Origin of the sequence: Neptunicoccus cionae (assembly GCF_014643735.1) — a bacterium.
Lineage (GTDB): Bacteria > Pseudomonadota > Alphaproteobacteria > Rhodobacterales > Rhodobacteraceae > Amylibacter > Amylibacter cionae.
Genome location: NZ_BMKA01000002.1, coordinates 152134 through 178083, shown reverse-complemented (window position 1 = coordinate 178083; position 25950 = coordinate 152134). Strand labels below are relative to the sequence as shown.

The following is a 25950-nucleotide window of genomic DNA, read 5'->3' as shown; positions in this document are numbered from 1 at the left end:
GGTAACCGCACAAAAAAACACGCCCCGCGAGAGTGTCGCGAGGCGTGAATGTCTTTTATTTACAGGTGTTTAGTAGTTCTGGAGTGGAGAGACTTCCAGATCACCTTCGCGGATATTGCGGATGGCGCGGGCGGCTGCGTAACTGGCGGCTGCGGTCGTGTTGTACACAATTTTGCCATAAAGCGCTTCGGATCGAATCGCGCGACTGTCCTGAATGGAGTCAGCACCTTCGGTTGTATTGAACACAAGATTAATATCGCCGTTGCTGAGGCGGTCCACCACGTTGGGGCGGCCTTCATAGACTTTGTTAACAACCTCGGCCGCAATCCCAGCCTCCTCCAGAAACGCCGCAGTTCCCCGCGTCGCGACGATGTCAAAGCCGGCTTCTTTCAGGATTTGCGCGGCTTCGATCATTTGCGGGGTCTTATCCTCGTCTTTGATCGAGATGAACACGGTCCCGTCCGAAGGCAGCGTGTGACCAGCGCCCATCTGTGCTTTCAGGAAGGCACGATCAAACGATTTATCCAAGCCCATTACCTCACCGGTAGAGCGCATTTCTGGGCCAAGCAGCGTGTCCACACCCGGGAAGCGGGCGAAGGGCAGCACGGCCTCTTTCACCGCGAAGTGTTTGGTTTGTGGGTCTTTCAGATCGAAGTTACCCAGTTTCTCGCCGGCCATCACCCGCGCAGCGATTGCGGCAATGGGGGAATTCACCGCTTTGGCCACAAACGGCACGGTGCGCGAGGCGCGGGGGTTCACTTCCAGAATGAAGATCTCACCGTTTTTGATCGCGAATTGCACGTTCATCAGGCCCACAACATTCAACGCAAGTGCCATATCTGTGGACTGGCGTTTCAATTCGTCGATGATGCCCTGCCCAAGCGAGTAGGGCGGCAGCGAACAGGCGCTGTCACCGGAGTGTACGCCCGCTTCCTCGATGTGCTGCATGATGCCCGCCACATGGACAGTCTCGCCGTCGCACAGTGCATCTACGTCCACCTCAACCGCGCCGGAGAGGTAGCTGTCGAGCAGCACAGGGCTGTCGCCGGATACTTCCACCGCTTCGTTGATGTAGCGTTCCAGATGGGCCGTATCACGCACGATTTCCATGCCGCGTCCGCCCAGAACATAGGAAGGCCGGATCACAAGCGGAAAGCCGACATCCTTGGCAATCTCGAAGGCTTGCTCAGCGGTGCTGGCGATGCCGTTATGGGGTTGCTTCAGCTTCAGGTCTTCCAACAGTTTCTGGAAGCGTTCACGGTCTTCGGCCAGATCAATCGCGTCCGGTGTGGTGCCAAGGATCGGGATGCCTTCCTCTTCCAGGGCATTGGCCAGTTTCAGTGGGGTCTGCCCGCCGAACTGCACAATCACACCGTGAAGGGTGCCGTTTTCCTGTTCAACCCGCAGGATTTCCAGAACATGTTCCAGCGTCAGCGGTTCGAAATACAGACGATCCGATGTGTCATAGTCCGTGGAAACCGTTTCAGGGTTACAGTTCACCATAATGGTTTCATAGCCCGCATCCGTTAGCGCGTAACAGGCGTGACAGCAGCAGTAATCGAACTCGATACCTTGGCCGATCCGGTTCGGACCGCCCCCCAGAATGACCACTTTCTTGCGGTTGGTCGGGCGGGCTTCGCATTCGACCTCTCCCATCGCGTCCATTTCGTAGGTGGAGTACATATAGGGGGTTTGCGCCTCAAACTCGGCAGCGCAGGTGTCGATGCGTTTGAACACAGCCGTCACACCGAGTGTGGTGCGGTTGATCCGAACGTCCCGTTCGCTCTGCCCTGAAAGTTTGGCAAGGCGTGCATCCGTAAAGCCGAACATCTTCAGGCGGCGCAGGCCCTTGGCCGTTTCTGGCAAGCCGTTGACAAGGATGTCCTTTTCAATGGCAATGATTTCGCGAATGCGTTCCAGAAACCACGGGTCAAAGCTGGTGATTTCGTTTATTTCATCGTCGGAAAAACCATAACGCATGGCTTGGGCAATGGTGCGCATCCGGTCAGGCGTTTGCAGCGCCAGCGCGCGGGTCACGGATTTGTCGATTGCGGTCTGGTCGTCTGCATTGGCACCGCGCAGGATGAAAGGCAGGCTTTGGTCGGGGTCGTCTTCACGCACACAAGTGTCAAGCGGCGGGCAGCCGTCAATCGCCAGATCATCAAAGCCGGTCAGACCGGTTTCCATAGAGGTCAGCGCTTTTTGCATGCTCTCGTGGATGGAGCGGCCAATGGACATGACCTCTCCGACGGATTTCATCGCTGTGGTCAGAGTTGCTTCGGCGCCCGGAAATTTTTCAAAGGCAAAGCGTGGGATCTTGGTGACAACATAATCGATAGAAGGCTCAAACGAAGCGGGAGTCACCTTGGTGATGTCATTGTCCAGCTCGTCCAGCGTGTAGCCTACGGCCAGTTTGGCAGCGACCTTGGCAATCGGAAAACCTGTCGCCTTGGACGCCAGCGCCGAAGAGCGGGACACACGCGGATTCATTTCAATCACAACCATACGGCCATCCGCAGGGTTCACCGACCACTGCACGTTCGATCCGCCGGTTTCCACGCCGATTTCCCGCAGCACGTTAATGCTGTGGGTCCGCATCATCTGGTATTCCTTGTCGGTCAAGGTCAGGGCAGGGGCCACAGTGATGGAATCCCCGGTGTGAACCCCCATCGGGTCCACGTTTTCAATGGCACAAACGATAATGGCGTTATCCGCTTTGTCGCGGACCACTTCCATTTCAAATTCCTTCCAGCCCAGCAGGCTCTCGTCGATCAGGATCTGGCTGGTCGGGGAGGCATCCAGCCCGCTGGCGCAGATTTCTTCGTAGTCCTTGCGATTGTAAGCAATGCCACCGCCAGTGCCGCCCATGGTAAAGGCAGGACGGATGATCGCGGGCAGGCCCACATCGTCAATCGCCGCCATGGCTTCTTCCATGCTTTCGGCGATGGTGGCGCGGGGGTTTTCAATGCCAAGCCGGTCCATCGCTTCGCGGAACAGTTTGCGGTCCTCGGCCATCTCGATCGCTTTGCGGTCCGCGCCGATCAGCTCGATCCCGAATTTCTCCAGCGTGCCGTCCTCGTCCAGCGCCAGCGCCGTGTTCAGGCCGGTCTGTCCGCCCATCGTCGGCAGCAGCACCAGCTTTTCATCCGGACGCGCAGTCGTTTCACGTTCGATGATTTTGGCCACAACGTCCGGTGTGATCGGCTCGATATAAGTGGCATCTGCCATATTCGGGTCGGTCATGATGGTTGCGGGGTTGGAGTTGACGAGCACAACGCGGTAGCCTTCCTCGCGCAGGGCTTTACAGGCTTGTGCGCCGGAATAGTCGAACTCGCAGGCCTGACCAATAATAATAGGCCCGGCTCCGATGATCATTACGGTGTCGATATCGGTTCTTTTTGGCATGGACGGCCCCAAGGCTTGGCCCGCCCGTCATCACGGCGCAGCCTTGCACTGTGGATTCGGGGGGCGATTGCAAATTGTCGTGGTTATAGTCCACAAGGCAGGCGGTTCAAGGGGAATTGGTTGTGGTGTCGCTGCTAATTTGGCAAGAAGCTGCATAAGTAAAAGGCAGGGTAGAATGGCAGAGATTATAATGGTGCGCCACGGACAGGCGCAGACGGGTGCGAAAGACGAAGCGAGTTACGACAACCTGTCGGATTTGGGACACCAGCAGGCCCGCTGGCTGGGGGAACATCTGGACGCGGATCATGCCTTTGATCGCGTTGTAACCGGCACCATGCGCCGGCAAATGCAGACCGGCCTGTCGATGGGGTTGGACGGTGTGGATTACCAGACCGACGCACGCCTGAACGAGATGGATTATTTCGGTCTCGCGGGTGTGCTTGAAACCTCGCACGGGTTGGCCACCCCCACCAGTCAGGAAGAATTCCAGACCCATGTGGCAGAGGTGCTTGGCGCGTGGTCCCGCGCCGAAGTGGGTGACGATCTGGAAAGCTATGCGGATTTTCGCGGGCGGATACTTGGCGCGGTGCGCAATATTGCACAGGCCGAGGATCGCGTGATAGTGGTCAGCTCTACCGGCGTGATTGCAACCCTGATGGCGGTGGCACTGGATCTGGACATCCGGCGCAAATCCGAGGTGTTCCTGCGCATTGCCCATACTTCTGTACATAAATTTGAGATGGTCGGGGATGATCTGCACCTTCTGCAATTCTGCGCGACCCCCCATCTGGATTCGCCTGAGCGGGTTCGTGCTCGTACTTTGATTTAGTTCTGTCCCACCGCCCCTGTGATGATACACAGCAAAAAACGTAAAACGCTGCACATGGGGGCGACATTGGATAAGTTTTCCAGAAGAACGGCTATCGGGCTTATAGCTGTGGGCTTGGCAGGTTGTGGCCGGGGGCGTGAAGCAAAGACGGCGCGGGCACAGGTATCTACCGCGAACACCAGACCGCTATACCCGAACGAAACCCCCGCGTTGCGCAAGCTGATCGTGAAATGGGCGAACTATTACGATGTGCCTGTGGCGCTGGTCCAACGTCAGATCATTCGCGAAAGCACCCACCGCCCTTATGCCCGCAATGGTCCTTACTACGGGCTGATGCAAATCCTGCCCGCAACTGCGCGCACTATGGGGTTTCGGGGGAAACCGTCCGATTTGCTGGATGCAGATACCAATCTGCAATATGCGGTCAAATACCTGCGCGGCGCTTGGTTGCTGTCTGACGGGGATCACGCAACAGCGGTGAAATGGTATTCGCGCGGCTACTATTACGAAGCCAAACGGCGCGGCATGTTGAAAGAGACCGGATTGGTGTCCTGACCGGTCGCTTGTGCCTGTTCCCAAACCCTGATGCCTGCGCTATGGCAATGGAATGACTGAGACGCCCTACATTCTGGTGGATTTCGGCCCTGACAACAGGGCGCAGGCTTTTGCGTGTCCTGAAGAACTGATTGTGGCTTATACGCCAGAAGAGGTGCCAGCCGCTTTCGCAGCGCTTCAGGCGGCCAAAGACGCGGGGCGCTGGCTCGCGGGATTTGCAAGTTATGAACTGGGCTATGTGCTGGAACCCAAACTCGCCGCACGCCTGCCAGACACCCGCCGCGCGCCCTTGCTGTGTTTCGGGGTGTTCGACGGACCAGATGAAGCCGCAACTGCTGCGGTTCTTGAAAAAGCGCTTACGGATGAACCCCGCGCAAGGCTCAGCGCGCCTGAGCCGTTGTGGGACGGGGACACCTATGCTCGTGCGTTTGATCAGGTGGCAGAATACATCCGTTCGGGTGATTTTTATCAGACCAACCTGACCTTTCCGATGCGGGCGAAATGGTCTGGCACACCCGAAGGGTTGTACGGCGCGCTCGCACGGGTGCAGCCGGTGAATTACGGCGGGATTGTTAACCTCGGCGTCGGGGATGCGATTGTTTCACGCTCCCCCGAACTGTTCTTCCGCGTGGATGATACGGGCCGGATTTCCACCCGCCCGATGAAAGGCACAGTGCCGCGCGGCAAGACCGAGGCCGAGGACGCAGAGTTGAAGGCGTTTTTGGCGAATGACGCAAAGAACCGCGCTGAAAACCTGATGATCGTTGATCTTTTGCGCAATGATATCAGCCGCGTAGCCGAGCTTGGCACGGTCAAGGTGCCAGAGCTGTTTACCGTCGAAAGCTATGCCACCGTCCATCAAATGACATCACTCGTAACCGCGCAGATGCGCCGCGATGTGGGGCTGTTTGATCTTTTCACGGCCCTGTTTCCCTGTGGATCAATCACCGGCGCGCCGAAAATCCGCGCGATGGAAGTGATTAACGATCTGGAGCACAGCCCCCGCGATATTTATTGCGGCTCTATCGGCTGGATCGCACCGGATGGCGCGGCGGCGTTCAACGTGGCCATCCGCACCCTGTCGCTGGCCGAAGACGGCACGGCGCGCCTGAATGTAGGGGGCGGCGTCGTTTACGACAGCACCGCCCCGTCAGAATATGAGGAGGCCCTATGGAAGGCACGTTACGCGACCTTGCTCCCGCCGGTTTGGTAGTCATCGAAACGCTCGGCTATTCGCCAAAAGACGGATTTGCACGTCTCGGTCTGCATATGGATCGCGCCGAAGCCACCTGTGCGCGGCTAGATATACCTTTCGATCGGGGGGAGGCGCTGCACAGTCTTGGCACCGCGGTCGATATGCTGCCTGCACGGGTGCGTATGACGATTGATCTGGACGGGCGCATCGGGGTCAGCACCAGCGAGCTGACCACACCGCCACAGGTCTGGCGGGTCGGGATCAGCGATGTGGTGCTGCGTTCGGATGATCCTTGGTTGCAGGTGAAAACTTCTAACAGGGCGGTCTATGACAGGGTGCGAGCCAAGATGCCCGACGATGTGGAGGAGCTGATTTTCTTGAACGAAAACGGGCATCTGTGCGAAGGGACCATCACCAATCTGTTTGTGGGGCGGGACGGGGTGCTGCTGACGCCACCCCTTTCCAGCGGTCTGCTGGCAGGCGTGTTGCGGCAGGAATTGCTCGACACTGGGCGCGCGCAAGAGGCGCTGCTTACACCGCAAGATTTGCAAGGGGCAGAGATCTTTGTGGGCAACTCCCTGCGCGGATTAATCCCTGCCGTATTGGTGTAGCGCCTAGCGCTTTCGATACAGCAGGACCTGTGCCGTATCCGCACCATGGGCGCTGTCGGGGTCAGAATAGATCGGCACGTTTTTCAGCTTCGGCGCACTGATCCGGCCTTGTTTTCGCAAACGTGCAAGAACCGCTGCGAACCCTTTGTCCCTATAGTGCTGCGCGTTCACGCCAATGCAGAATAATGCGTCCGTTTGTGCCAATGCCAACAGGTTTTCCAATGGTTCCGGCCCAAGATGTCCGTGGGTGAATGCCCCCGCCGAGACCACCGCCCCGAATAGGGTCTGCGGCGGGATCAGAGGCTGTGTTAGATCCACCCGATGCAAACCGCCATAAAGCCCCTTTTGCCGTGCCCGTTCCAGCATTTCGGGTGAAATATCAAAACCTTCAATTTCAGCGCGGGGCAGGTTTATGGCCTCAGCGACCAATCCTGTGCCACAGCCGATGTCTGCCACCGGACGGTCAAATGGCGTTGCTGCCTTGCGGTAATGATCAGCGATGATCCGCGGGTACACGTAGCCAAGCTTCTGTGCAAATTCTGCGTCATAGTGATCGGCAAAATCCTGATAATACTCGACAGAATCCTGCGGGGTTTCGATCTTATAGGCGCCTTCCAACAACTCGGTCGGGGTTCGTTTTTGTGACATAGGGGCAGGATCGCCAGATTGGACGGGAATTGCAAGGTTTTGCGGGGATTTCAGGGCAAAACCCCAAGGTTCCCTTGACAACTGGGCTTTGACACGGTCAATGCGCAGAGTGATTAAACCCCTGTACAAAGACGCCTGAAGGATATCCAAATGCACGCCTATCGCAGCCACACCTGTTCCGAATTAAACGCGTCGAACGTGGGTGATACCGTGCGGCTCTCGGGGTGGGTCCACCGTGTGCGCGATCACGGCGGCATCCTGTTCATCGATCTGCGGGACCATTACGGCATAACACAGGTTCTGGCCGATCCCGACAGCCCCGTGTTCAAAGACATCGAAAAAGTACGCTCCGAATGGGTGATCCGTATCGACGGCACCGTCATGGCACGCTCTCCCGAGCTGGTGAACCCCAAGCTGCCGACCGGTGAAGTCGAAGTGTTCATCCGCGATATGGAGGTTTTGGGCGAAGCAGCCGAACTGCCGCTGCCGGTGTTTGGCGATCAGGAATACCCCGAAGAAACCCGTCTGAAATACCGCTTCATCGACCTGCGCCGCGAAAGCCTCCATGACAACATCATGCTGCGCTCCAACGTGGTGTCTTCGATCCGCAAGCGTATGGAAGGGCAGGGGTTCAACGAATTTCAGACCCCGATCATCACCGCCAGCAGCCCCGAAGGCGCGCGTGACTTTCTCGTGCCAAGCCGTCTGCATCCGGGTAAATTCTACGCATTGCCCCAGGCGCCCCAGCAGTTCAAACAACTGATCATGGTTGCGGGATTTGATAAATACTTCCAGATCGCACCGTGTTTCCGCGACGAAGACCCCCGCGCCGACCGCTCGCCAACCGACTTTTACCAGTTGGATATGGAAATGTCCTTTGTCAGCCAACAGGATGTATTCGACACGATCGAACCCGTTCTGAAAGGTGTGATGGAAGAATTCGGCAAAGGCCGTCCCGTCAATCAGGAGTGGCCGCAGATCAGCTATAAGGATGCTGCGCTGTGGTATGGCTCTGACAAGCCGGACCTGCGGAACCCGATCAAGATGCAAGTTGTGTCTGAACATTTCGCCGGTTCCGGTTTCAAGATTTTCGCGTCCCTGTTGGAAAACGAAGGCACAGAAGTCCGCGCTATTCCTGCCCCCACGGGCGGCAGCCGCAAGTTCTGCGACCGGATGAACAAATTCGCCCAGCAAGAGGGCCTGCCGGGTATGGGCTACATCTTCTGGCGCGATCAGGGCGAAGGCATGGAGGCCGCAGGGCCACTAGCCAAAAACATCGGCCCCGAACGCACTGAAGCCATTCGCGAGCAGCTTGGCCTTGGCGTGGGCGATGCGGCCTTCTTCCTTGGCGGCAAGCCTAGCGCCTTTGAAGGTGTTGCAGGTCGTGCGCGTAACGTGATCGGCGAAGAACTGGGCCTGACCGACAAAGACAAGTTCGAGTTCTGCTGGATCGTCGATTTCCCGATGTATGAAAAAGACGAAGAAACCGGCGAACTTGATTTCTCGCACAACCCGTTCTCCATGCCACAAGGCGGAATGGCGGATTTTGAGAACAAAGACCCGCTCGATATTCTCGGCTACCAGTACGATCTGGCCTGTAACGGATACGAGCTTATCTCGGGCGCGATCCGGAACCACAAACCGGAAATCATGTACAAAGCCTTTGAAATCGCCGGTTATCCTGCGGAAGAAGTGGACAAGCGTTTCGGCGGTATGGTCAACGCCTTCACCTACGGTGCCCCGCCCCACGGTGGTTGCGCCACAGGGATCGACCGTCTGGTGATGCTGCTGGCGGACGAAAGCAACATTCGTCAGGTCATCATGTTCCCGATGAACCAGCGGGCCGAAGACCTGATGCTGGGCGGACCATCCGAGCCGACTAACGAACAACTGCGCGAGCTGGGCCTGCGGGTACTGCCCCAAGAGAGCTAATCTGTATCACGCAAAGAAAAAGGCGCGCGGGGAGACATCCTCGCGCGCCTTTTTTCGTGTTGAAGTCGCTATTTAGCTGGTCACGTCAGAACCGATGGGTTTCTTTGGATAAAGCCCCTTGGGGTGCAACACCACTTTGGATTTCATCTGCACACGCTGGTAAAGATCAACCATATGCGCGTTCACCAGACGGGCGCAGCCGTTTGAAACATCCAGTCCGATAGTCTTGGGTTTGTTGGTGCCGTGGATGCGCAGGAAGCTGTCACCACGACCCGGATAAAACAGATAAAGCGCGCGCGCGCCCAAGGGATTGCTCGGTCCGCCTGGCATTCCGTCTTCAAACCGTTTGTAGGACTTTGGATCGCGCTTGATCATGTCGGGGGTTGGCGTCCAGCTTGGCCATTTCTTCTTGGCCCCCACGAAAAAGCTGCCGCTTTCGTAAAGGGCATCGCGGCCAACTCCGACATAGTAGCGGATCGCCTTGTTGTCCTCTAACATAAGATAAAGCGAGTAATGGTCCGGCACCACGTGGACTTCCCCTGGCGCACCGCCTTTGATGTTCACTACCCGCGGAGCAAGCACATCTGGAATCGGAGGCTCGTTGGCAATCGTATTGTCATAGGCAAAAGCCGGGCTTGCGGCGTAGGCCCCAACGGCAATTGTACCAGCTATAAATTCACGTCGTTTCATAGTGTTCCCTTTACTGATAGGGGGAATCTAGCTGGCGGGGGCTATTTGTAAATCATTTACCGCCGTTTTCTGGCGGGTGTGGTTTCTGGTCCCCCGTGTGGGAACGTGCAGTAGGGCTAATAAAATAAGGTTCTGGCGCGAAAAAGTTTGCGTTTTTTCAACTGTTTGTTATCATGTGAAGCATTACTTACCTTTTTGTTCAATTGAATTTTAATATCCCTCACGAAGCAAGTCATTGATACGAAAAGGCTAATTGCGTCGATTTGTTGAATACGAATGATGCTGGCGCCTTCATAGAAGGTTTGACGATCATGCAGGATCGAAATGCCTTGGCTGGGTTGAAGCCTATGAATAGAACACTGCCAATCCTTCTGGCCCGCGCGCGGGAAACTTTGCTGTATTACTGGCGGCCAAAGTTGACTGAAATCGGGTTCACCGAACAGCAATGGCGCGTGATGCGGGTCGTTGCAGAGAATGATCGTATTGATATCAGTAGCTTGACCGAAGCAACGGCCATGCACATGCCAAGTGTCACCCGGATTTTGCAAGTTCTGGAAGAGAGCGGCATGGTCGAGCGCAAGCGTGATCTGCGTGATTCGCGCCGGTCTTGGGTGCGGGCAACGCAAAAGGCTCACGATCTGATGGCAGAATGCGTAGAGGCCTCGAACCAGATTTACGGAGAGATCGAACAGCGCTTCAAGCCGGAAAAGATGGAACAATTGCTGGATCTGCTGCACGAATTCTCTGATTTAAGGCCGCGGGACCGTTAAATCGGGGCCGCTGCCAGATCAGATTGCGCAGTTGGGCGGTACGGGCCGTGGAACGCTTCGTCATGTATTTGAATGTGCTACCAATTCTTTTGGACGCCATGTTTTTTATGTATAATAAGGCTCAATTGGCCGGATGAGATCGGCCCTGCTAAACAAGGCCTGATCATGCCCAAACCCACCCAATCCGGACCTGCCTCACGGGGTGTGCAATCTATTGAAACGGGAGGGCGTATTCTGCGGGAACTGGCCAATGCGCAGGGACCGATCAAGTTGCGGGATCTCGCAGAACTGATGGGAGTGGCGCCAGCGCAGCTTCACCCTTATCTGGTCAGCTTTCGAGCGATGGAGATGGTCGAACAGACAGCTCGGGGGACCTATCAACTCGGTCCGTTCGCGCTTCATATCGGGCTGGCACGGTTGCGCGGACAGAATGCCTATCGCGACACGATTGCACGGGTTGCTGATCTGGTCGACAGCCTTGGGCTGATGGTGTCCGTTGCTGTGTGGGGCGCGCAAGGTCCGACAATTACCTACGTTCAGGAATACGCGGCGCGGATACATGCGAACGTGCAGGTGGGCGGCGTCTATAATATGACAGTCACAGCCACCGGGCGCGCGTTTGCCGCCTTTCTGCCGTCCTCTGTGACGGCCCCTGTGATCGAACGGGAAATGGCAGACGAGGATTTTCGCCGCCGCGCCCTGTTTGAGATTGATGAGGCAGCCTATGAAAAAGCAGTGGCTGAAACAAAAGCGGCAGGCTATGCGATCACGCAAGACATGCCAATTCCCGGCGTTTCCGCCATAGCAGCACCGGTTTTTGATCACACCGGTGCTTTGCAATTATGTGTAACGGCTATTGGGCCGACGGGGATGGTTGATCTTGAACCCAAGGGCGAAACAACCACCAAACTTCTGGCTTTCACACGCAAACTTTCTCGTGATTTTGGCCATGATGCTGCCAGCGCTGAAGCCGATCCGGTCGGTTTGACGCGGCAGGCAAACCAGGTCCGGCACCGGTAACTTCGCACAGCTAGGACTGCTCCGAACTCGATTGGGGTGCGGTTTTTTTGGTGCTAAGCGTTGGAAAAGACGCTGTATTATACGTAACATGTTATCTGCATCAAACCCCATGGTGTGGCTTGACTATTGGCATGGACAATACCTGCCAATTTTGCCAATACCCCGAAATTCGGTAAGTCGCAGGGTCGGGCCGCGTGTCGGGTGCTGTGGAGTGCGTAACCAATACCAAAGGAGATCTCTTATGGATCGTCGTTCTTTTATTTCTAAAGCCGGTGTGCTGGGCGTGGGTGCTGCGGCCTCTACTCTGGCTGCACCTGCGGTTGCTGACGGCAACATCACATGGCGCATGGTCACAACATGGCCTAAAAACTTTCCGGGGCTGGGTGTGGGCGCGCAGCGTCTTGCAGACCGGATTACCGCAGCTTCTGGTGGTCGTCTGACGATCAAAGTCTATTCTGCAGGTGAACTGGTCCCACCACTTCAAAGCCTTGATGCCGTAATCGACGGTGCCGCAGAGATGAGCCACGGCGCTGCTTACTACTGGCAGAACAAATCTCCTGCGCTGTCTTTCTTCACCGGCGTGCCTTACGGCATGACTTCCCGCGAACTGACAGCTTGGGTCCGTTACATGGGCGGTCAGGAAATCTGGGACGAAATTTATGACCAGTTCGGCGTTCAGGGTTTCCTGTCCGGCGACACCGGTACACAGGCTGGCGGCTGGTTCAAGAACGAACTGACCGGCGTTGATTCCGTATCCGGCCTGCGCTTCCGCACACCGGGGCTTGGCGGGCGTGTTTGGGAAAAACTCGGCGCGACTGTGACGAACATGGCGGCTGGCGAAATCTTTCAGGCGCTGCAATCGGGTACGCTGGATGCGGCTGAATTTGTTGGCCCTTACAACGATCTCGCGCTTGGGTTCCATCAGGTCGCCAAAAACTACTATTTCCCAAGCTTCGTAGAACCGGGTCTGGCCACCGAACTGGTTGTGGACAAGAAAAAATATCAGGCGCTGCCCGAAGACCTGCAAGCCATCGTACGCGATGTCTGTCAGGCAGAATACGATCAGGTTGCTTCTGATTTCTACGCCAATGATCCACGTGCGCTGCAGACTCTGGGCAACGAGCACGACGTAAACATTCGCCAGTTCCCCGAGGAAATCCTTGAGGCCGGTGCTGAAGCGGCAAGCGAGATCATGGCCGGTTTGCGGGATTCTGATGATGCGCTGGTGAAAAAGACCGCCGAGAGCTTCATTGAATCGCTCAACATCCTTCGTCAGCGCTCCAAGACCACAGATGGTGCTTTCGTAAACGCACGGGAAAAATACTTCAAAATCTGATGATCAAATCGGGGCGGGCGTTGCCAAAATTCCGCCCCGTACATCCGGTTTTAAACCGACACCCGCCGGTTTCCGCTGGCGGGTGTTTTTTATAACGGGGGCAGACAGGCGGGAAGGCCGGTCAAAACCTGTCAAAAACGCATTTTTCTGCGCGTGGATGCTGCATTTTTCGGGCGAAAACGGATTTTCCTGTCGATTGCAGTCTTGCATCACCCCGCGTCAGCATGGAAAAGGCAGCGAAAGAGGAGGCGTCAAACATGCAATTCTTAGCGCTATGTGCCGGCATCATCTGCCATATAAACAACGGTTTGGGGAAAGTATTCTCCTGGCTATCCCTTGGCATTGTTGTGGTCTGTTTCACGGTCGTGGTCCAGCGGTATGTTTTCGCGGTCAGCTATGTCTGGTTGCAGGATCTGTATATCTGGCTGAACGGCGCAATGTTCACAGCGGTTGCAGGATTCGCCTTGCTTCGGAATGACCACGTACGGGTGGATATATTCTACCGCCCTGCAAAAATCCGCACCAAAGCGCTTGTTGATTTGATCGGCGTCGTGTTGTTCCTGCTGCCCTTCACTTGGGTCGTTTACGCTTACAGCATGCCTTTTGTCACCCGGTCATGGGGGTATCACGAATCCTCGGCCAATGTGGGTGGTATGCCCGGTTTGTTCATCCTTAAAAGCTTTATCATCGGGTTCGCGGTCTTGCTTGCGCTTCAGGGTGTGGCAATGGCTGTGCGCTCGATACTCGTGCTTGGCGGGCGGCCCGAACTTGTGCCTCCCCAGATCCGCTATGGTGCAGCCACAGCCGAAACCCCAGACGTGTAAGAAAGACTTCCAATGGATCCAGTACTTATCGGCGAGCTCCTCTCGGGGTTGATGTTCTTTGGCATTATCGGCTTCCTGCTGCTCGGGTTTCCCGTGGCTTTTACTCTGGCAGGGGTCTCTTTGCTGTTCGGGCTTGCGGGGATGATGTTCGGGGTGTTCGACCCCAGCAACTTTGGCTCTTTGCCCAACCGCTATATCGGTTTCATGACGAATGAGGTTCTGGTGGCGGTGCCGCTGTTCATCTTTATGGGCGTCATGCTGGAGCGGTCCAATATCGCAGAGCAATTGCTTCTGACCATGGGCAAGCTGTTTGGTTCCCTGCGCGGCGGGCTTGGCTTTTCGGTGGTGATCGTCGGCGCGATGCTGGCGGCGTCCACAGGGGTTGTGGGGGCGACCGTGGTGACAATGGGTCTGATCTCGTTACCAGCTATGTTGCGTGCGGGGTACGATCCGAAACTCGCCACCGGTGTGATCTGTGCGAGCGGTACGCTCGGCCAGATTATCCCGCCCTCTACCGTGTTGATTTTCATGGGCGATATGCTGTCTGGCATCAACAGTCAGGTGCAGATGGCCAAGGGCAATTTCGCGCCCACGCCTGTGTCTGTCGGGGATCTGTTTGCCGGCGCACTGCTGCCCGGTATGCTGTTGGTTGGGCTGTATATGGGGTATGTGGCGTTCAAGGCGTTCACTGACCCGAAAAGCTGTCCGGCAATGCCAGTGTCCGAGGAGGAAAAACGTGGTTTGATGCGCGAGGTGTTCGTCGCGCTGGTGCCGCCGTTCCTGCTGATTATGGCGGTGCTCGGTTCCATTCTGGGCGGTATTGCCACCCCGACGGAAGCGGCCTCTGTCGGGGCTGTGGGCGCGATGGTGCTGGCGGCACTGCGCTGGCGACTGTCCTTTGCGGTGCTGCGCGATACGGTTGTTTCTGCGGCAACAATCACCAGTATGGTGTTTGTGATTCTGCTTGGGGCTTCGGTGTTTTCTATCGTCTTCCGCCTGATGGGCGGGGATGATCTGGTGCACGAATTCCTGTCAAACCTGCCCGGTGGTACGCTGATGGCGGTGGCTGTGGTAATGGCGATCATGTTTGTGCTCGGCTTCATCCTCGACACGTTTGAGATCATCTTTATCGTGATCCCGATCACCGCGCCGATCCTGCTGGCGCTGGATGTGGACCCGATCTGGTTGGGCGTGCTGGTGGGGGTTAATCTGCAAACCTCCTTCCTGACCCCGCCCTTCGGCTTTGCGTTGTTCTACTTGCGCGGAGTGGCGCCGGACGGTCTACCGACCTCGGCGATTTACAAAGGCATCCTGCCGTTTGTTTTCTTACAGATCGTGGCGATTGCCTGCCTGTTCCTGTTCCCCCAGATCGTGACATGGCTGCCTAAGGTGATTTCGGGCTGACCTGCCCACCGCACCGCTAAACACGCGCCAAGGCCGCCTGTGATCCCGCAGGCGGCCTTTGTTGTTTACATGCGAGACCACCGGATGCCGGAAACACAAAAGGCCACCCGAAGGTGGCCTTTGTTTCATCCTGCCGAAACAGGAAACGAATTGGAGCGGGCGAAGAGATTCGAACTCTCGACCCTAACCTTGGCAAGGTTATGCTCTACCCCTGAGCTACGCCCGCATCCTATTCGTGTGGCAGCGTATAACGAGAAACCGTGACCCTGCACAAGAGGAAAAAACTGAAGTTCAGAAACACAAAAGGCCACCCGAAGGTGGCCTTTGTCTCATCCTGCCGAGGCAGGAAACGAATTGGAGCGGGCGAAGAGATTCGAACTCTCGACCCTAACCTTGGCAAGGTTATGCTCTACCCCTGAGCTACGCCCGCGTCCTTTTCGTGTGGCAGCGTATAACGAGAAACAGCGAGTCTGCACAAGGGGAAAGTGAACAAAAAACGAAAAAAAACCATTTAGGTGAAAACGCTAGGCGACAGGGGTTTCGGTGTGAGTGTTCAGGGTCTCTTGCACCAGATCGAAGTCTTCGGAGTGTACGATGATTCCATCATCTGTCAGCAGGATCACCCCGTAGGCCGCGGGTTCCGTTGTGCCAAGCGTCATCTCGGTAGTATCAATTGCCAAAGGCATCTGGTGGCAGGTGCTTTTCAACATGGAAAAGCCGAATCCGTCCCAGTTTCCGGAAATGGTGCGGTGGATATGGCCGCAGATCAGATGCACAGAAACGCCCGATCCTTTCAGCACTTTCAGCATCCGTGCATCGTCACGCATACGGATCTGGTCCATGCCCTTAAAGCCCACCCGAAACGGCGGATGATGGGAGAACAGCGCGACCCACTGCCCTGCTTGCTTCGCCTCTGACAGTTGCTCTGTCAGCCACGCAAACCGCTGGTCACAATAGGCCCCGAAATGGGCGTAGGAGACCGCAGGAGGCCCGAACAGCGTGTCGAGCGTCAACACCCGCACGGTGCCATAGCTGTGGCTTGTTTGAAGGAAGCCCGCGGCGTCACAAACAGCCTGTGGCATCTTTTGCACAAGCGTATCGCGCACATCGTGATTGCCTGCCATCAGGGTGACGGGTGTTTCTATGTCTTGCAGAATTTCCTGCACACGGTCGTATTCTTCTGGGGCGCCGGTATCGGCGAGATCACCCATCAGGATAATCCGCTCTGCTTCGGGGTGGTGACGCAAGCCGTGAGCCAGCGCCCGTTCAAACTGTGCGAACGGATCTAGCCCGATAATCTTCTGGCCTTCGGATTTCATGTGAATGTCTGTGAAGGCCAGAAGTTTTTGCATAAGGTCAGGTCTCGAATTCGATCAAAAGGTCTTTTGCGTCAACCTGTGATCCGGCCGGCGCGTGAATGGCTTTGATGGTGCCGTCCATTTCGGCGTAAATACCAGTTTCCATTTTCATGGCTTCAATAGTCAGTAACATATCGCCCGATTTCACCTTCTGTCCAGTACTGACCACCACAGAAGAGATCACACCGGGCATCGGTGCGCCGATATGGGCGGGGTTTCCGGCCTCGGCTTTGGCCCGTTTCGCGGACGTTGCAGCCGCTTTGCGGTCGGTGACACGCACGGTGCGGGGCTGGCCGTTGAGTTCAAAGAACACACGGGCCTCGCCGCCTTCATCGGTTTCCCCGACAGCCTGCAGACGGATTTCCAGCGTCTTGCCCGGATCAATCTCGGCGCTGATCTGTTCTCCCGGTTCCATCCCGTAGAAAAAGGTTTTGGTGGGCAAGGTGCGCACAGGACCATAGGTGCGGTGCCGTCCCATGTAATCAAGGAAGACCTTGGGGTACATCAGATAGCCGTTCAGGTCTTCACCATCCACCCCATAGCCTTCCAGTTCAGAGGACAGTTCTGTACGGGCTTCGTCCAGATCTACGGGCGGCATATGCGCCCCCGGACGAGTGGTGGCAGGGGTGTCGCCTTTCAGGATCTTGGCCTGCAGTTTTGGCGGGAAGCCCCCCGGAGGCTGGCCAAGATTGCCGCGCATCATATCGACAACGCTGTCAGGGAAGGCCACATCTGTTTTCGGGCTTTCCACCTCGGCGCGGGTCAGGTTCTGGCTGACCATCATCAACGCCATATCGCCAACCACCTTGGAGCTCGGCGTGACTTTCACGATATCCCCGAACATCTGGTTCACATCCGCGTAGGTCTGGGCGACCTCGTGCCAGCGGTCCTCCAGCCCGAGGGAACGCGCTTGCGCTTTAAGGTTGGTAAACTGACCACCGGGCATTTCATGCAGGTACACTTCAGACGCAGGGGACATAAGACCGGATTCAAACGCCGCATATTGGCCGCGAACCCCTTCCCAGTAATCCGAAATCTCACGTACGGCCTTGATGTCCAGTCCGGTGTCGCGGTCGGTGTGGCGCAAAGCCTCGACGATGGACCCGAGACAGGGCTGAGAGGTGCCACCGGAAAATGCATCCATTGCCGCATCAACCGCATCGACACCGGCTTCGGCGGCGGCGAGCACTGTCGCCCCCGCAATGCCCGAGGTATCGTGCGTGTGGAAATGGATCGGCAGGCCAACTTCTTCCTTCAGGGCCTTGACCAGAACACGGGCTGCAGCAGGTTTTAACAGACCAGCCATATCTTTCAGGCCAATCAAGTGCGCGCCCGCAGCTTTCAGGTCCTTGCCCATGTTGACGTAGTAATTCAGGTCGTATTTGGCGCGGTCCGCATCCAGAATATCGCCAGTATAACAGATGGTGCCTTCGCAAATCTTGCCGCTTTCCACCACAGCGTCCATTGCAACGCGCATGTTTTCCACCCAGTTCAGGCTGTCAAACACGCGGAACACATCAACGCCGGTTTCTGCGGCCTGACGGACAAATTCCTGCACCACATTGTCAGGATAGTTGGTGTAGCCCACACCGTTGCTGGCCCGAAGCAGCATCTGCGTCATCAGGTTAGGCATACGGGCGCGCAGGTCGCGCAGCCGCTGCCACGGGCATTCCTGTAAAAAGCGGTAGGCCACATCAAAGGTCGCACCGCCCCAGCACTCCATGCTGAACAATTGGGGCAGGTTGTGGGAATAGGCTTCGGCCACGGCGATCATATCGTGGGACCGCATCCGCGTCGCCAACAAGGACTGGTGCCCGTCACGCATTGTGGTGTCGGTCAGCAGCAGTTGTTTTTGTTCACCCAGCCAGTCCACAACAGCCTGCGCACCTTTGTCTTCGAGCAGGTTGCGGGTGCCATAGGCAGGCGCATCGGCGCGGTTCGCCGGTGGTTTAGGTGCCTTGGCGGTGGCGGCAGGTTTAGGGCGGCCTTCGACATCGGGATGACCGTTTACGGTAATGTCGGCCACATAGGTCAGGATTTTCGTCGCGCGATCACGGCGTTTTTTGAAGCGGAACAGCTCGGGCGTGGAGTCGATGAATTTAGTGGTATAGCTGTTGTCCAGAAACGTCGGGTGTTTCAGCAGGTTTTCCACGAAAGCAATGTTTGTGGACACACCGCGAATACGGAACTCCCGCAGGGCGCGGTCCATACGGGCGATCGTCTCGGTCGGGGTCGGCGCCCATGCGGTGACTTTTTCCAGCAGAGAATCGTAATAGCGCGTGATCACCGCTCCGGAGTAGGCGGTGCCGCCATCCAGACGAATCCCCATGCCGGTCGCGCCGCGATAGGCGGTGATGCGGCCGTAATCGGGGATAAAGTTGTTCTGCGGGTCTTCGGTTGTCACACGGCACTGCATGGCATGGCCGCGCAGTTGCACGTCCACTTGACTGGCAACACCGGTGGCTTCGGCCAATGTAGCGCCCTCGGCAATCTTGATCTGGCTGCGCACAATATCAATGCCGGTGACTTCCTCGGTGACGGTGTGTTCCACCTGAACGCGGGGGTTTACCTCGATGAAGAAGAACTCCTGCGTGTCCATATCCATCAGGAATTCGACAGTACCAGCACATTCATACCCCACATGGGCGCAGATTTTGCGGCCCAAGGCACAAAGCTGCTCGCGCTGTTCTTGGGACAGATAAGGGGCAGGGGCGCGTTCGACGACCTTCTGGTTGCGCCGCTGGACCGAACAATCCCGCTCCCACAAGTGATAAATCTCACCGTGCTGGTCGCCAAGGATTTGAACCTCTACGTGGCGCGCGCGCTGCACAAGGCGTTCAAGATAGCCCTCACCGTTGCCGAAAGCGGCTTCAGCCTCGCGCCTGCCTTCCAGCACTTTTTCTTCCAGTTCGTCCGGTGACATGATCGGGCGCATCCCGCGACCGCCGCCACCCCAGCTTGCCTTCAGCATAAAGGGATAGCCCACTTCTGCGGCCATGCGGTGGACCTCGTCCATATCGTCAGGCAGGACGTCAGTGGCCGGAACCACCGGCACGTCGGCCTCGATCGCAACCCGCCGCGCGCTGGCTTTATCCCCAAGCTGGCGCATGGTTTTCGCCTTGGGGCCGATAAAGGTAATTCCCGCATCTGTGCAGGCATCAACAAAATCAGGGTTCTCTGACAGCAGCCCATAGCCCGGATGGATCGCGTCAGCGCCGCACATCTTGGCGACGCGGATGATTTCCTCAATCGACAGATAGGCGGCAACAGGGCCAAGACCTTCCCCGATTTTATAGGCTTCATCCGCCTTGAACCTGTGCAACCCCAGCTTATCTTCCTCCGCATAAACGGCCACCGTCCGCTTTCCCATTTCATTTGCAGCACGCATGATGCGAATGGCAATTTCACCGCGGTTGGCAATCAGGATCTTGGAGAAGTTTTTCATCTGGGCTTGGTCCTTGTTGGGGCTGGCCTGGATCATATCCGGCTTTTTGTGACAAATGCGTAGCGTGGAAAATGCTGCGGTGCAACAAAAGCGGTAATTTAGTTTGCGGAGACATTTTGAAGCGAACTTCAAGTGGTTGGAACATTTTGAGAACACGCGCTTTAACTCGGGCGTGGATGGGGCTAGAATACAGACATGAGCAATTGGGAAGAATCAGACGCCTTTGAGGCAGCCGCCGCCGTTCCTTTGTCGCAGCGTGCTATGGCAGCGCGTCCTGCGCCCTATCTGGACGGGTTAAATCCGGCCCAAAGGGACGCTGTTGAAACGCTGGACGGGCCGGTTTTGATGCTGGCCGGTGCCGGAACGGGCAAGACCAAGGCGCTGACAGCGCGGATTGCCTATCTGATGCACACGGGACGGGCACAGCCGAACCAGATTCTGGCAGTGACCTTCACCAACAAGGCCGCGAGGGAAATGAAGAACCGCGTCGGCGGATTGCTGGGGGAAATGGTCGAAGGCATGCCGTGGCTTGGCACCTTCCACAGTCTTTGCGTCAAACTGCTGCGCCGCCATGCCGAACTGGTGGGGCTGAAAAGCAACTTCACCATTCTGGATACGGACGACCAGATACGTCTGTTAAAACAGCTTATTCAGGCCGAACACATTGACGACAAACGCTGGCCCGCGCGGATGCTGGCAGGGTTGATTGACGGCTGGAAAAACCGTGCTTTGACACCGGACAAGGTTCCAGGCGCCGAAGCAGGGGCCTTCAACAACAAGGGCAGCGATCTTTATGAGGCGTATCAGAATCGCCTGAAGGTGCTGAATGCCTGTGATTTTGGCGATCTGCTGCTGCATATGGTGGTGATCTTCCAGAAATACCCCGATGTTCTGGCCAAATACCAGCACTGGTTCCGCTATATTCTGGTGGACGAGTATCAGGATACCAACGTGGCCCAATACCTGTGGCTGCGTCTACTGGCGGCAGAGCATAAGAACATTTGCTGTGTCGGGGATGACGACCAGTCGATCTATGGCTGGCGCGGGGCCGAAGTTGGCAACATTTTGCGGTTTGAAAAGGATTTTCCGGGCGCGAAAACTGTCCGGCTGGAACAAAACTACCGCTCGACGCCCCATATTTTGGGGGCGGCTTCGGGCGTCATCAAAGGCAATGAAAATCGCCTTGGGAAAACGCTTTGGACCGACCAGCCCGAGGGCGAGAAAGTCCGCCTCATCGGTCATTGGGACGGTGAGGAAGAGGCCCGCTGGATCGGTGAAGAGATCGAGAATTTCCAGCGTGGCACGCGGGGGCATGACCCGATCAGCCCCGAACGCATGGCGATCCTTGTGCGTGCCTCCCATCAGATGCGCGCCTTTGAAGACCGTTTCCTGACCATCGGTCTGCCCTACCGCGTCATTGGCGGACCGCGATTCTATGAACGCATGGAAATCCGCGATGCGATGGCCTATTTCCGCGTGGCGGTCAGCCCTGACGACGCGCTCGCGTTTGAGCGGATTGTGAACACGCCTAAGCGGGGGATCGGCGACAAGGCCCAACAAACCATCCAGATGGCCGCCCGTGAAAACGGTGTCAGCTTGCTGGAAGGGGCGCGAATCGTCGTGTCCCAAGGGGGATTGTCCGCCAAAGCCCGCGCCGCTTTGCGTGAACTGGCCGAAGGGTTTGACCGCTGGTCCGCCCTGATCCGCGAGGATAAGACCAGCCACATCGAAATCGCCGAGCAGATGCTCGAAGAATCGGGATACACCGACCACTGGCGCAACGACAAAACTCCCGAAGCACCGGGTCGTCTGGAAAACCTCAAAGAGCTGGTGAAGGCGCTGGAAGAGTTCGAAAACCTGCAAGGCTTTCTGGAACACGTGAGCCTGATTATGGAAAACGAACAGGAAGACGACGTGGAAAAGGTCAGCATCATGACCCTTCACGCGGCCAAAGGGCTGGAATTTCCAGTGGTGTTCCTACCGGGCTGGGAAGACGGCCTGTTCCCGTCCCAACGCTCTATGGATGAAACCGGCCTCAAAGGGGTCGAAGAAGAACGCCGACTTGCCTATGTGGGAATCACCCGCGCCGAGGCATTTTGCACCATCAGCTTTGCCGCAAACCGGCGTGTGTTCGGCCAGTGGCAATCGTCACTGCCGAGCCGCTTTATTGACGAATTGCCGGAACAGCACGTGGATGTGCTGACACCGCCCGGCCTGTACGGTGGCGGATTCGGGGCTGCGGCCAGCAGTCAGACGTTTGACGGGGTCAGCAAAGGCTCTGATCTGATGGAGAAGGCAGGCCGTGCGGATGCCTATAATTCACCGGGCTGGAAGCGGATGCAGGCGCGCTCTGCCCAGCGTGGCACGTCTCAACCGCGCGAGGCCAAGGGGCTGGTGATCGACAGCAAGGCGATCCCGCTTCACAATCTTGGAGACCGCGTGTTCCATCAAAAGTTCGGCTATGGTGCTGTGACAGGTATTGAAGGGGACAAACTGGAGGTCGCCTTTGAGAAGGCCGGCGTGAAAAAGGTTGTCGCTAGCTTTGTCACCAGTGCAGATGACATCCCGTTTTAAACGCGCCGATCAATCTGGCGGACAAACAAAAAGGCGCTGCGGATCGACCGCAGCGCCTTTTTTCATTTCCCTCGGAAGGGAGCGTTCTTATATGCCGTAAACCGCTGTGCGGGAAACCGATTTGATTTCGCAACGGGCGATGCCCAGATCGTCCAGTTCACGTGTGGACAGAGCGGACAATTGTGTCACAGTCGCACGGTACTGACGCATTTGAACAGCAGAGCGGAAAGCGTCTGCAACAGATGCGCGCAGGTTTGCGAAGAATGTGTCACGTGTGGTTGTGTTCGTAGTGATCGAAGCCATTGGAAGATCCTTTCCGGCGTTGTGTGTCTATCGTTTATGTTCTTAAGCGGAACCTAATCATTCAGGCCCCTCGGAGTAGACCGCATTTGGTCAAAACCGCTATGCGTTGAACGCATGGATGTCTTTTCAAAAAATAAACGGCGGTGCGAGGGAGGGCGCACCGCCGTTATTCTTCGGACCGCCCCAACAGGGAGGAAAAGGCGATCCGTTGGTTCAGCCGATACCGGCTGACAGCTTGGGAACTTTGTAAAAACTGCCCACTTTCGTGGATTGGGAGGAACTGCAAGTTTTCAAAGCTCACCGAAGCGTTGAGGCTTATCTAGGGTTTGAATGGCCGATGGGAAAGACCCGTTTGTTCAACCCCGCTATGCAGTTTTTGCATGGCTTTTGGCGGGGCCGAAAATAGCATACGAAAGCTAAAGCAACTGGCTTTGAAGAAAGGCTTGTGCCACGCCGCTTTGCGGGTCGGCGAAGAACGCAACAGTACTTGCGTGCTCCAGCATCTGCCCTTTGGAAAAGAACAGAACCTGTCGTGCAATCCGGCGGGTCTGGACCAGATCGTGGTTGGACAGCAGAACCGGCGTGGCGGCAGCGGCCTCGATAATCATCGCTTCCATCACCTGACTGGCCGCAGGATCAAGCCCCGCAAAGGGCTCGTCCAACACCAAGGCGCGGGGTGCGGTGACAAGGGCGCGGGCAAAGCTCATCCGCCGCAGCTCCCCCCCTGACAAGGTGGCGGCGGGGGCGTGGGCGCGATCCTCCAGCCTTGCAGCGATCAGCGCATGTTCCACCCGCTCGCGCCGCACCTGCCGGGGCAGCCCGCGCGATTGCAAGGCGAACTCGATATTGCCCGCCACGGATCGGCGCAGCACCACAGGGGATTGCAACATGACCCCCCGCGCCGCACGGCTGTCCCGTGCAGGTTGCCCCTGCCAGCGCACCGCACCGCGATCCGGCAGCAATGTGCCGTGACACAGCGACAAGAACAACGACTTGCCCGCGCCATTCGGCCCAAGCACCGCAGTGATCCCTGACAGTTCCAGATCCAGATCAAGGGGGCCAAGCCTGCGCGTGCCTTTAAACGTCAGGCTCGCCTGATCAATCTGCAACCGGATCATTTGCGCACCATCTGATAGACTTCACCCCGTCGGGCAACCGCGTGTATCAACAGGTTAATTCCAAAGGCGATAGTGATCAGCACCAACCCCAGCGCCAGCGCCAGCGTCAAGTTCCCCTTGGATGTCTCCAGCGCAATCGTCGTGGTCATCACGCGGGTCAGCCCGTTGATGTTACCCCCGACAACAATCACAGCCCCCACTTCGGCCAGTGCACGGCCAAACCCCGCCAGCACTGCCACCGCCACCGCAAAACGCGCGTCCCAGATCAGCGTACGCACCTGTAAGCGTCGCGGCGTGTCGAGCGCAGCAAACAGCCCGCCGTAATCCCGCAACAGGGGTTCAACCGCCTGATGGGTCAGGGACAGTACAATCGGCAGGATCAGAATGCTTTGCGCTACGATCATTGCCGTGGGTGTGAACAACAGCCCAAGCGGACCAAGCGGGCCGGAACGAGACAACAGCAGATAAACCGCCAGTCCGACAACCACTGGGGGCAGCGCCATAAAAGCGGTTGAGACGACCAGCAACAGCCGCCGCCCCGGAAATCGCAGAATGGCAAGCGCGGCTCCGGCGGGAATGGCAACCAGTGATGCAATCAACGTTGCTGTGAAGCTCACCTGTAGAGACAACGTAATAATCGCAAACAGGTCGCGGTCGGCGGACAAGATTAACGACATTGCGGTAGAAAGTATATCCATGCCGTTTCAAACACCGCTTTTGACGGATGCCTCTTGCCCTTTTGTCTGTGATGGACAAGTTAAGGTCGAATGGCGCACAAGCGCAACCGCAGAACAGAGGAATAGCACTATGGCCGCGACACAAGCAGAAATTCTCGAGGCGCTGAAGGCCCTGAAGCTTCAGGACGGGCGCGATGTTGTCAGCGCCGATTATGTGCGCGCGCTGTCGATCGAAGGCACAACGGTCCGTTTTGTGCTGGAGGTTCCACCGGAACTGGGCCCGACGATGGAACCGCTGCGTCAGGCTGCGGAAAAGATCGTGGCGGGGCTTGATGGCGTAGAAAAGGCCTCTGTGCTGCTGACAGCCCACGGCCCCGCGCAATCAGCGCCCCAATCCAAAGAACCGCCACAGCTGAAAATCGGTGGCCACCCGAAGCCAAGCGCAGATCAGGCGCCGGTGGCAGGGGTGGACCGCATTCTGGCGATTGCCTCGGGCAAGGGCGGTGTCGGGAAATCCACAGTGTCCAGCAATCTCGCCGTGGCACTGGCGCGGCAGGGGCGGCGTGTGGGGCTGCTTGATGCAGATATCTACGGGCCGTCCCAACCCCGCATGATGGGGGTGAACAAACGGCCCAGCTCGCCTGACGGCAAAACCATCATCCCGCTGAAGAATCACGGCGTAACAATCATGTCCATCGGCCTGATGCTGGAAGAGGATCAAGCCGTGGTCTGGCGCGGGCCGATGCTTATGGGGGCGCTGCAACAGATGCTGGGGCAGGTGGAGTGGGGCGAACTCGACGTGCTGATCGTCGATCTGCCGCCCGGTACAGGGGATGTGCAACTGACGCTTGCGCAAAAGGCCAAGGTGACGGGCGCGATCGTGGTGTCCACCCCACAAGACGTGGCGCTGCTGGACGCGCGCAAGGCGCTGAACATGTTCGAAAAGACGAAAACGCCCGTGCTTGGCATGATCGAGAATATGTCGACCTATATCTGTCCCAACTGCGGCCATGAAGAACACCTCTTTGGTCACGGCGGCGCAGCCTCCGAGGCAGAGCGGCTTGGTCTGCCATTCCTGGGGGAGATCCCTCTCAATATCGACATCCGTTTGGCTGGTGACGGTGGCACGCCTATTGCGGCTACGGATTCGCCTCAGGCCGAAGCATATGCAACGATCGCCGCCCGTCTTGTGGCTGGCGGGATGGCTTAAAGGTAAATTAACCACACTCGGTAATAGTACGGGCGCGGTTTAGTTT

General features: G+C 57.1%; 20 protein-coding genes and 2 tRNA genes. 12 read left to right on the top strand and 10 right to left on the bottom strand.

Annotated features, from left to right (window positions below; translation table 11 throughout):
- Positions 1–69 precede the first annotated feature (69 nt).
- Positions 70–3405, bottom strand: coding sequence for a carbamoyl-phosphate synthase large subunit (gene carB / locus IEX10_RS06025; protein ID WP_188672035.1), 3336 nt, complete (start codon positions 3403–3405; stop codon positions 70–72).
- Positions 3406–3580: 175 nt separating this feature from the next.
- Here carB and IEX10_RS06020 point away from each other — a divergent pair, with 175 nt between their 5' ends.
- The 4 genes from IEX10_RS06020 to IEX10_RS06005 are packed head-to-tail and all read left to right on the top strand — an operon-like array spanning position 3581 to position 6595.
- On the top strand, positions 3581–4234 hold the full coding sequence (locus IEX10_RS06020; protein WP_188672034.1) for a histidine phosphatase family protein: 654 nt from the start codon (positions 3581–3583) through the stop codon (positions 4232–4234).
- Between the two features lie 21 nt (positions 4235–4255).
- The gene (locus tag IEX10_RS06015; RefSeq protein WP_229678447.1) at positions 4256–4789 is read left to right on the top strand and encodes a lytic transglycosylase domain-containing protein; all 534 of its coding nucleotides are present in this window, start codon (positions 4256–4258) and stop codon (positions 4787–4789) included.
- 52 nt (positions 4790–4841) lie between these two features.
- Entirely contained in the window at positions 4842–6002 is a 1161-nt protein-coding gene (locus IEX10_RS06010; protein ID WP_188672031.1) for an aminodeoxychorismate synthase component I, read from the top strand.
- Positions 5960–6595 (top strand): aminotransferase class IV family protein, encoded by a 636-nt coding sequence (locus IEX10_RS06005; RefSeq protein ID WP_188672029.1) that lies wholly within the window; start codon positions 5960–5962, stop codon positions 6593–6595. Before IEX10_RS06010 ends, IEX10_RS06005 begins: the two co-directional genes overlap by 43 nt.
- A gap of 3 nt (positions 6596–6598) precedes the next feature.
- Here IEX10_RS06005 and IEX10_RS06000 read toward each other — a convergent pair whose 3' ends face one another.
- Positions 6599–7243, bottom strand: coding sequence for a class I SAM-dependent DNA methyltransferase (locus tag IEX10_RS06000; RefSeq protein WP_188672027.1), 645 nt, complete (start codon positions 7241–7243; stop codon positions 6599–6601).
- A gap of 150 nt (positions 7244–7393) precedes the next feature.
- On the opposite strand from IEX10_RS06000, the gene aspS reads away from it, so the two are divergent.
- Positions 7394–9175, top strand: coding sequence for an aspartate--tRNA ligase (gene aspS, locus IEX10_RS05995; RefSeq protein WP_188672025.1), 1782 nt, complete (start codon positions 7394–7396; stop codon positions 9173–9175).
- 72 nt (positions 9176–9247) lie between these two features.
- Here the strand turns inward: aspS and IEX10_RS05990 are convergent, their stop codons facing one another.
- Positions 9248–9865 carry a L,D-transpeptidase gene (locus IEX10_RS05990; RefSeq protein ID WP_188672023.1) on the bottom strand — a complete coding sequence of 206 codons (618 nt, stop codon included), beginning with the start codon at positions 9863–9865 and terminating at the stop codon, positions 9248–9250.
- A 347-nt stretch (positions 9866–10212) separates the two neighbouring features.
- On the opposite strand from IEX10_RS05990, the gene hpaR reads away from it, so the two are divergent.
- The 5 genes from hpaR to IEX10_RS05965 all read left to right on the top strand — a co-directional run bounded on the left by hpaR (position 10213) and on the right by IEX10_RS05965 (position 15219).
- Positions 10213–10635 carry a homoprotocatechuate degradation operon regulator HpaR gene (gene hpaR, locus IEX10_RS05985; protein WP_188672020.1) on the top strand — a complete coding sequence of 141 codons (423 nt, stop codon included), beginning with the start codon at positions 10213–10215 and terminating at the stop codon, positions 10633–10635.
- 165 nt (positions 10636–10800) lie between these two features.
- Complete coding sequence (locus tag IEX10_RS05980; protein WP_188672017.1) at positions 10801–11655, top strand: IclR family transcriptional regulator; 855 nt, start codon at positions 10801–10803, stop codon at positions 11653–11655.
- 241 nt (positions 11656–11896) lie between these two features.
- Positions 11897–12991, top strand: a complete 1095-nt coding sequence (locus IEX10_RS05975; RefSeq protein ID WP_188672014.1) for a TRAP transporter substrate-binding protein — start codon at positions 11897–11899, stop codon at positions 12989–12991.
- 257 nt (positions 12992–13248) lie between these two features.
- Entirely contained in the window at positions 13249–13815 is a 567-nt protein-coding gene (locus tag IEX10_RS05970; RefSeq protein ID WP_188672011.1) for a TRAP transporter small permease subunit, read from the top strand.
- 12 nt (positions 13816–13827) lie between these two features.
- Positions 13828–15219: a TRAP transporter large permease gene (locus tag IEX10_RS05965; RefSeq protein WP_188672008.1), complete on the top strand. Its 1392-nt coding sequence runs from the start codon at positions 13828–13830 to the stop codon at positions 15217–15219.
- Between the two features lie 151 nt (positions 15220–15370).
- Here the strand turns inward: IEX10_RS05965 and IEX10_RS05960 are convergent.
- From IEX10_RS05960 to IEX10_RS05945, 4 genes are all read right to left on the bottom strand, one after another.
- A tRNA-Gly gene (locus IEX10_RS05960) sits at positions 15371–15445 on the bottom strand.
- A gap of 129 nt (positions 15446–15574) precedes the next feature.
- Positions 15575–15649: transfer RNA gene (locus IEX10_RS05955), tRNA-Gly, on the bottom strand.
- A gap of 94 nt (positions 15650–15743) precedes the next feature.
- Positions 15744–16571 carry a metallophosphoesterase gene (locus tag IEX10_RS05950; protein WP_188672005.1) on the bottom strand — a complete coding sequence of 276 codons (828 nt, stop codon included), beginning with the start codon at positions 16569–16571 and terminating at the stop codon, positions 15744–15746.
- Positions 16572–16575: 4 nt separating this feature from the next.
- The gene (locus IEX10_RS05945; protein ID WP_188672002.1) at positions 16576–20022 is read right to left on the bottom strand and encodes a pyruvate carboxylase; all 3447 of its coding nucleotides are present in this window, start codon (positions 20020–20022) and stop codon (positions 16576–16578) included.
- Positions 20023–20217: 195 nt separating this feature from the next.
- Between IEX10_RS05945 and IEX10_RS05940 the strand changes: the two genes are divergently transcribed.
- The gene (locus IEX10_RS05940; RefSeq protein ID WP_188671999.1) at positions 20218–22596 is read left to right on the top strand and encodes an ATP-dependent helicase; all 2379 of its coding nucleotides are present in this window, start codon (positions 20218–20220) and stop codon (positions 22594–22596) included.
- Between the two features lie 87 nt (positions 22597–22683).
- Here IEX10_RS05940 and IEX10_RS19970 read toward each other — a convergent pair whose 3' ends face one another.
- The 3 genes from IEX10_RS19970 to IEX10_RS05925 form a co-directional block, all read right to left on the bottom strand.
- The gene (locus tag IEX10_RS19970; RefSeq protein WP_229678446.1) at positions 22684–22899 is read right to left on the bottom strand and encodes a DUF1127 domain-containing protein; all 216 of its coding nucleotides are present in this window, start codon (positions 22897–22899) and stop codon (positions 22684–22686) included.
- Positions 22900–23315: 416 nt separating this feature from the next.
- Positions 23316–24017 (bottom strand): ATP-binding cassette domain-containing protein, encoded by a 702-nt coding sequence (locus IEX10_RS05930; protein ID WP_188671997.1) that lies wholly within the window; start codon positions 24015–24017, stop codon positions 23316–23318.
- Positions 24014–24715, bottom strand: coding sequence for an ABC transporter permease (locus IEX10_RS05925; RefSeq protein ID WP_188671994.1), 702 nt, complete (start codon positions 24713–24715; stop codon positions 24014–24016). The genes IEX10_RS05930 and IEX10_RS05925 overlap by 4 nt, the downstream gene beginning before the upstream one ends.
- 109 nt (positions 24716–24824) lie before the next feature.
- Here IEX10_RS05925 and IEX10_RS05920 point away from each other — a divergent pair, with 109 nt between their 5' ends.
- Positions 24825–25904 carry an Mrp/NBP35 family ATP-binding protein gene (locus tag IEX10_RS05920; protein WP_188671991.1) on the top strand — a complete coding sequence of 360 codons (1080 nt, stop codon included), beginning with the start codon at positions 24825–24827 and terminating at the stop codon, positions 25902–25904.
- Positions 25905–25950: the final 46 nt, after the last annotated feature.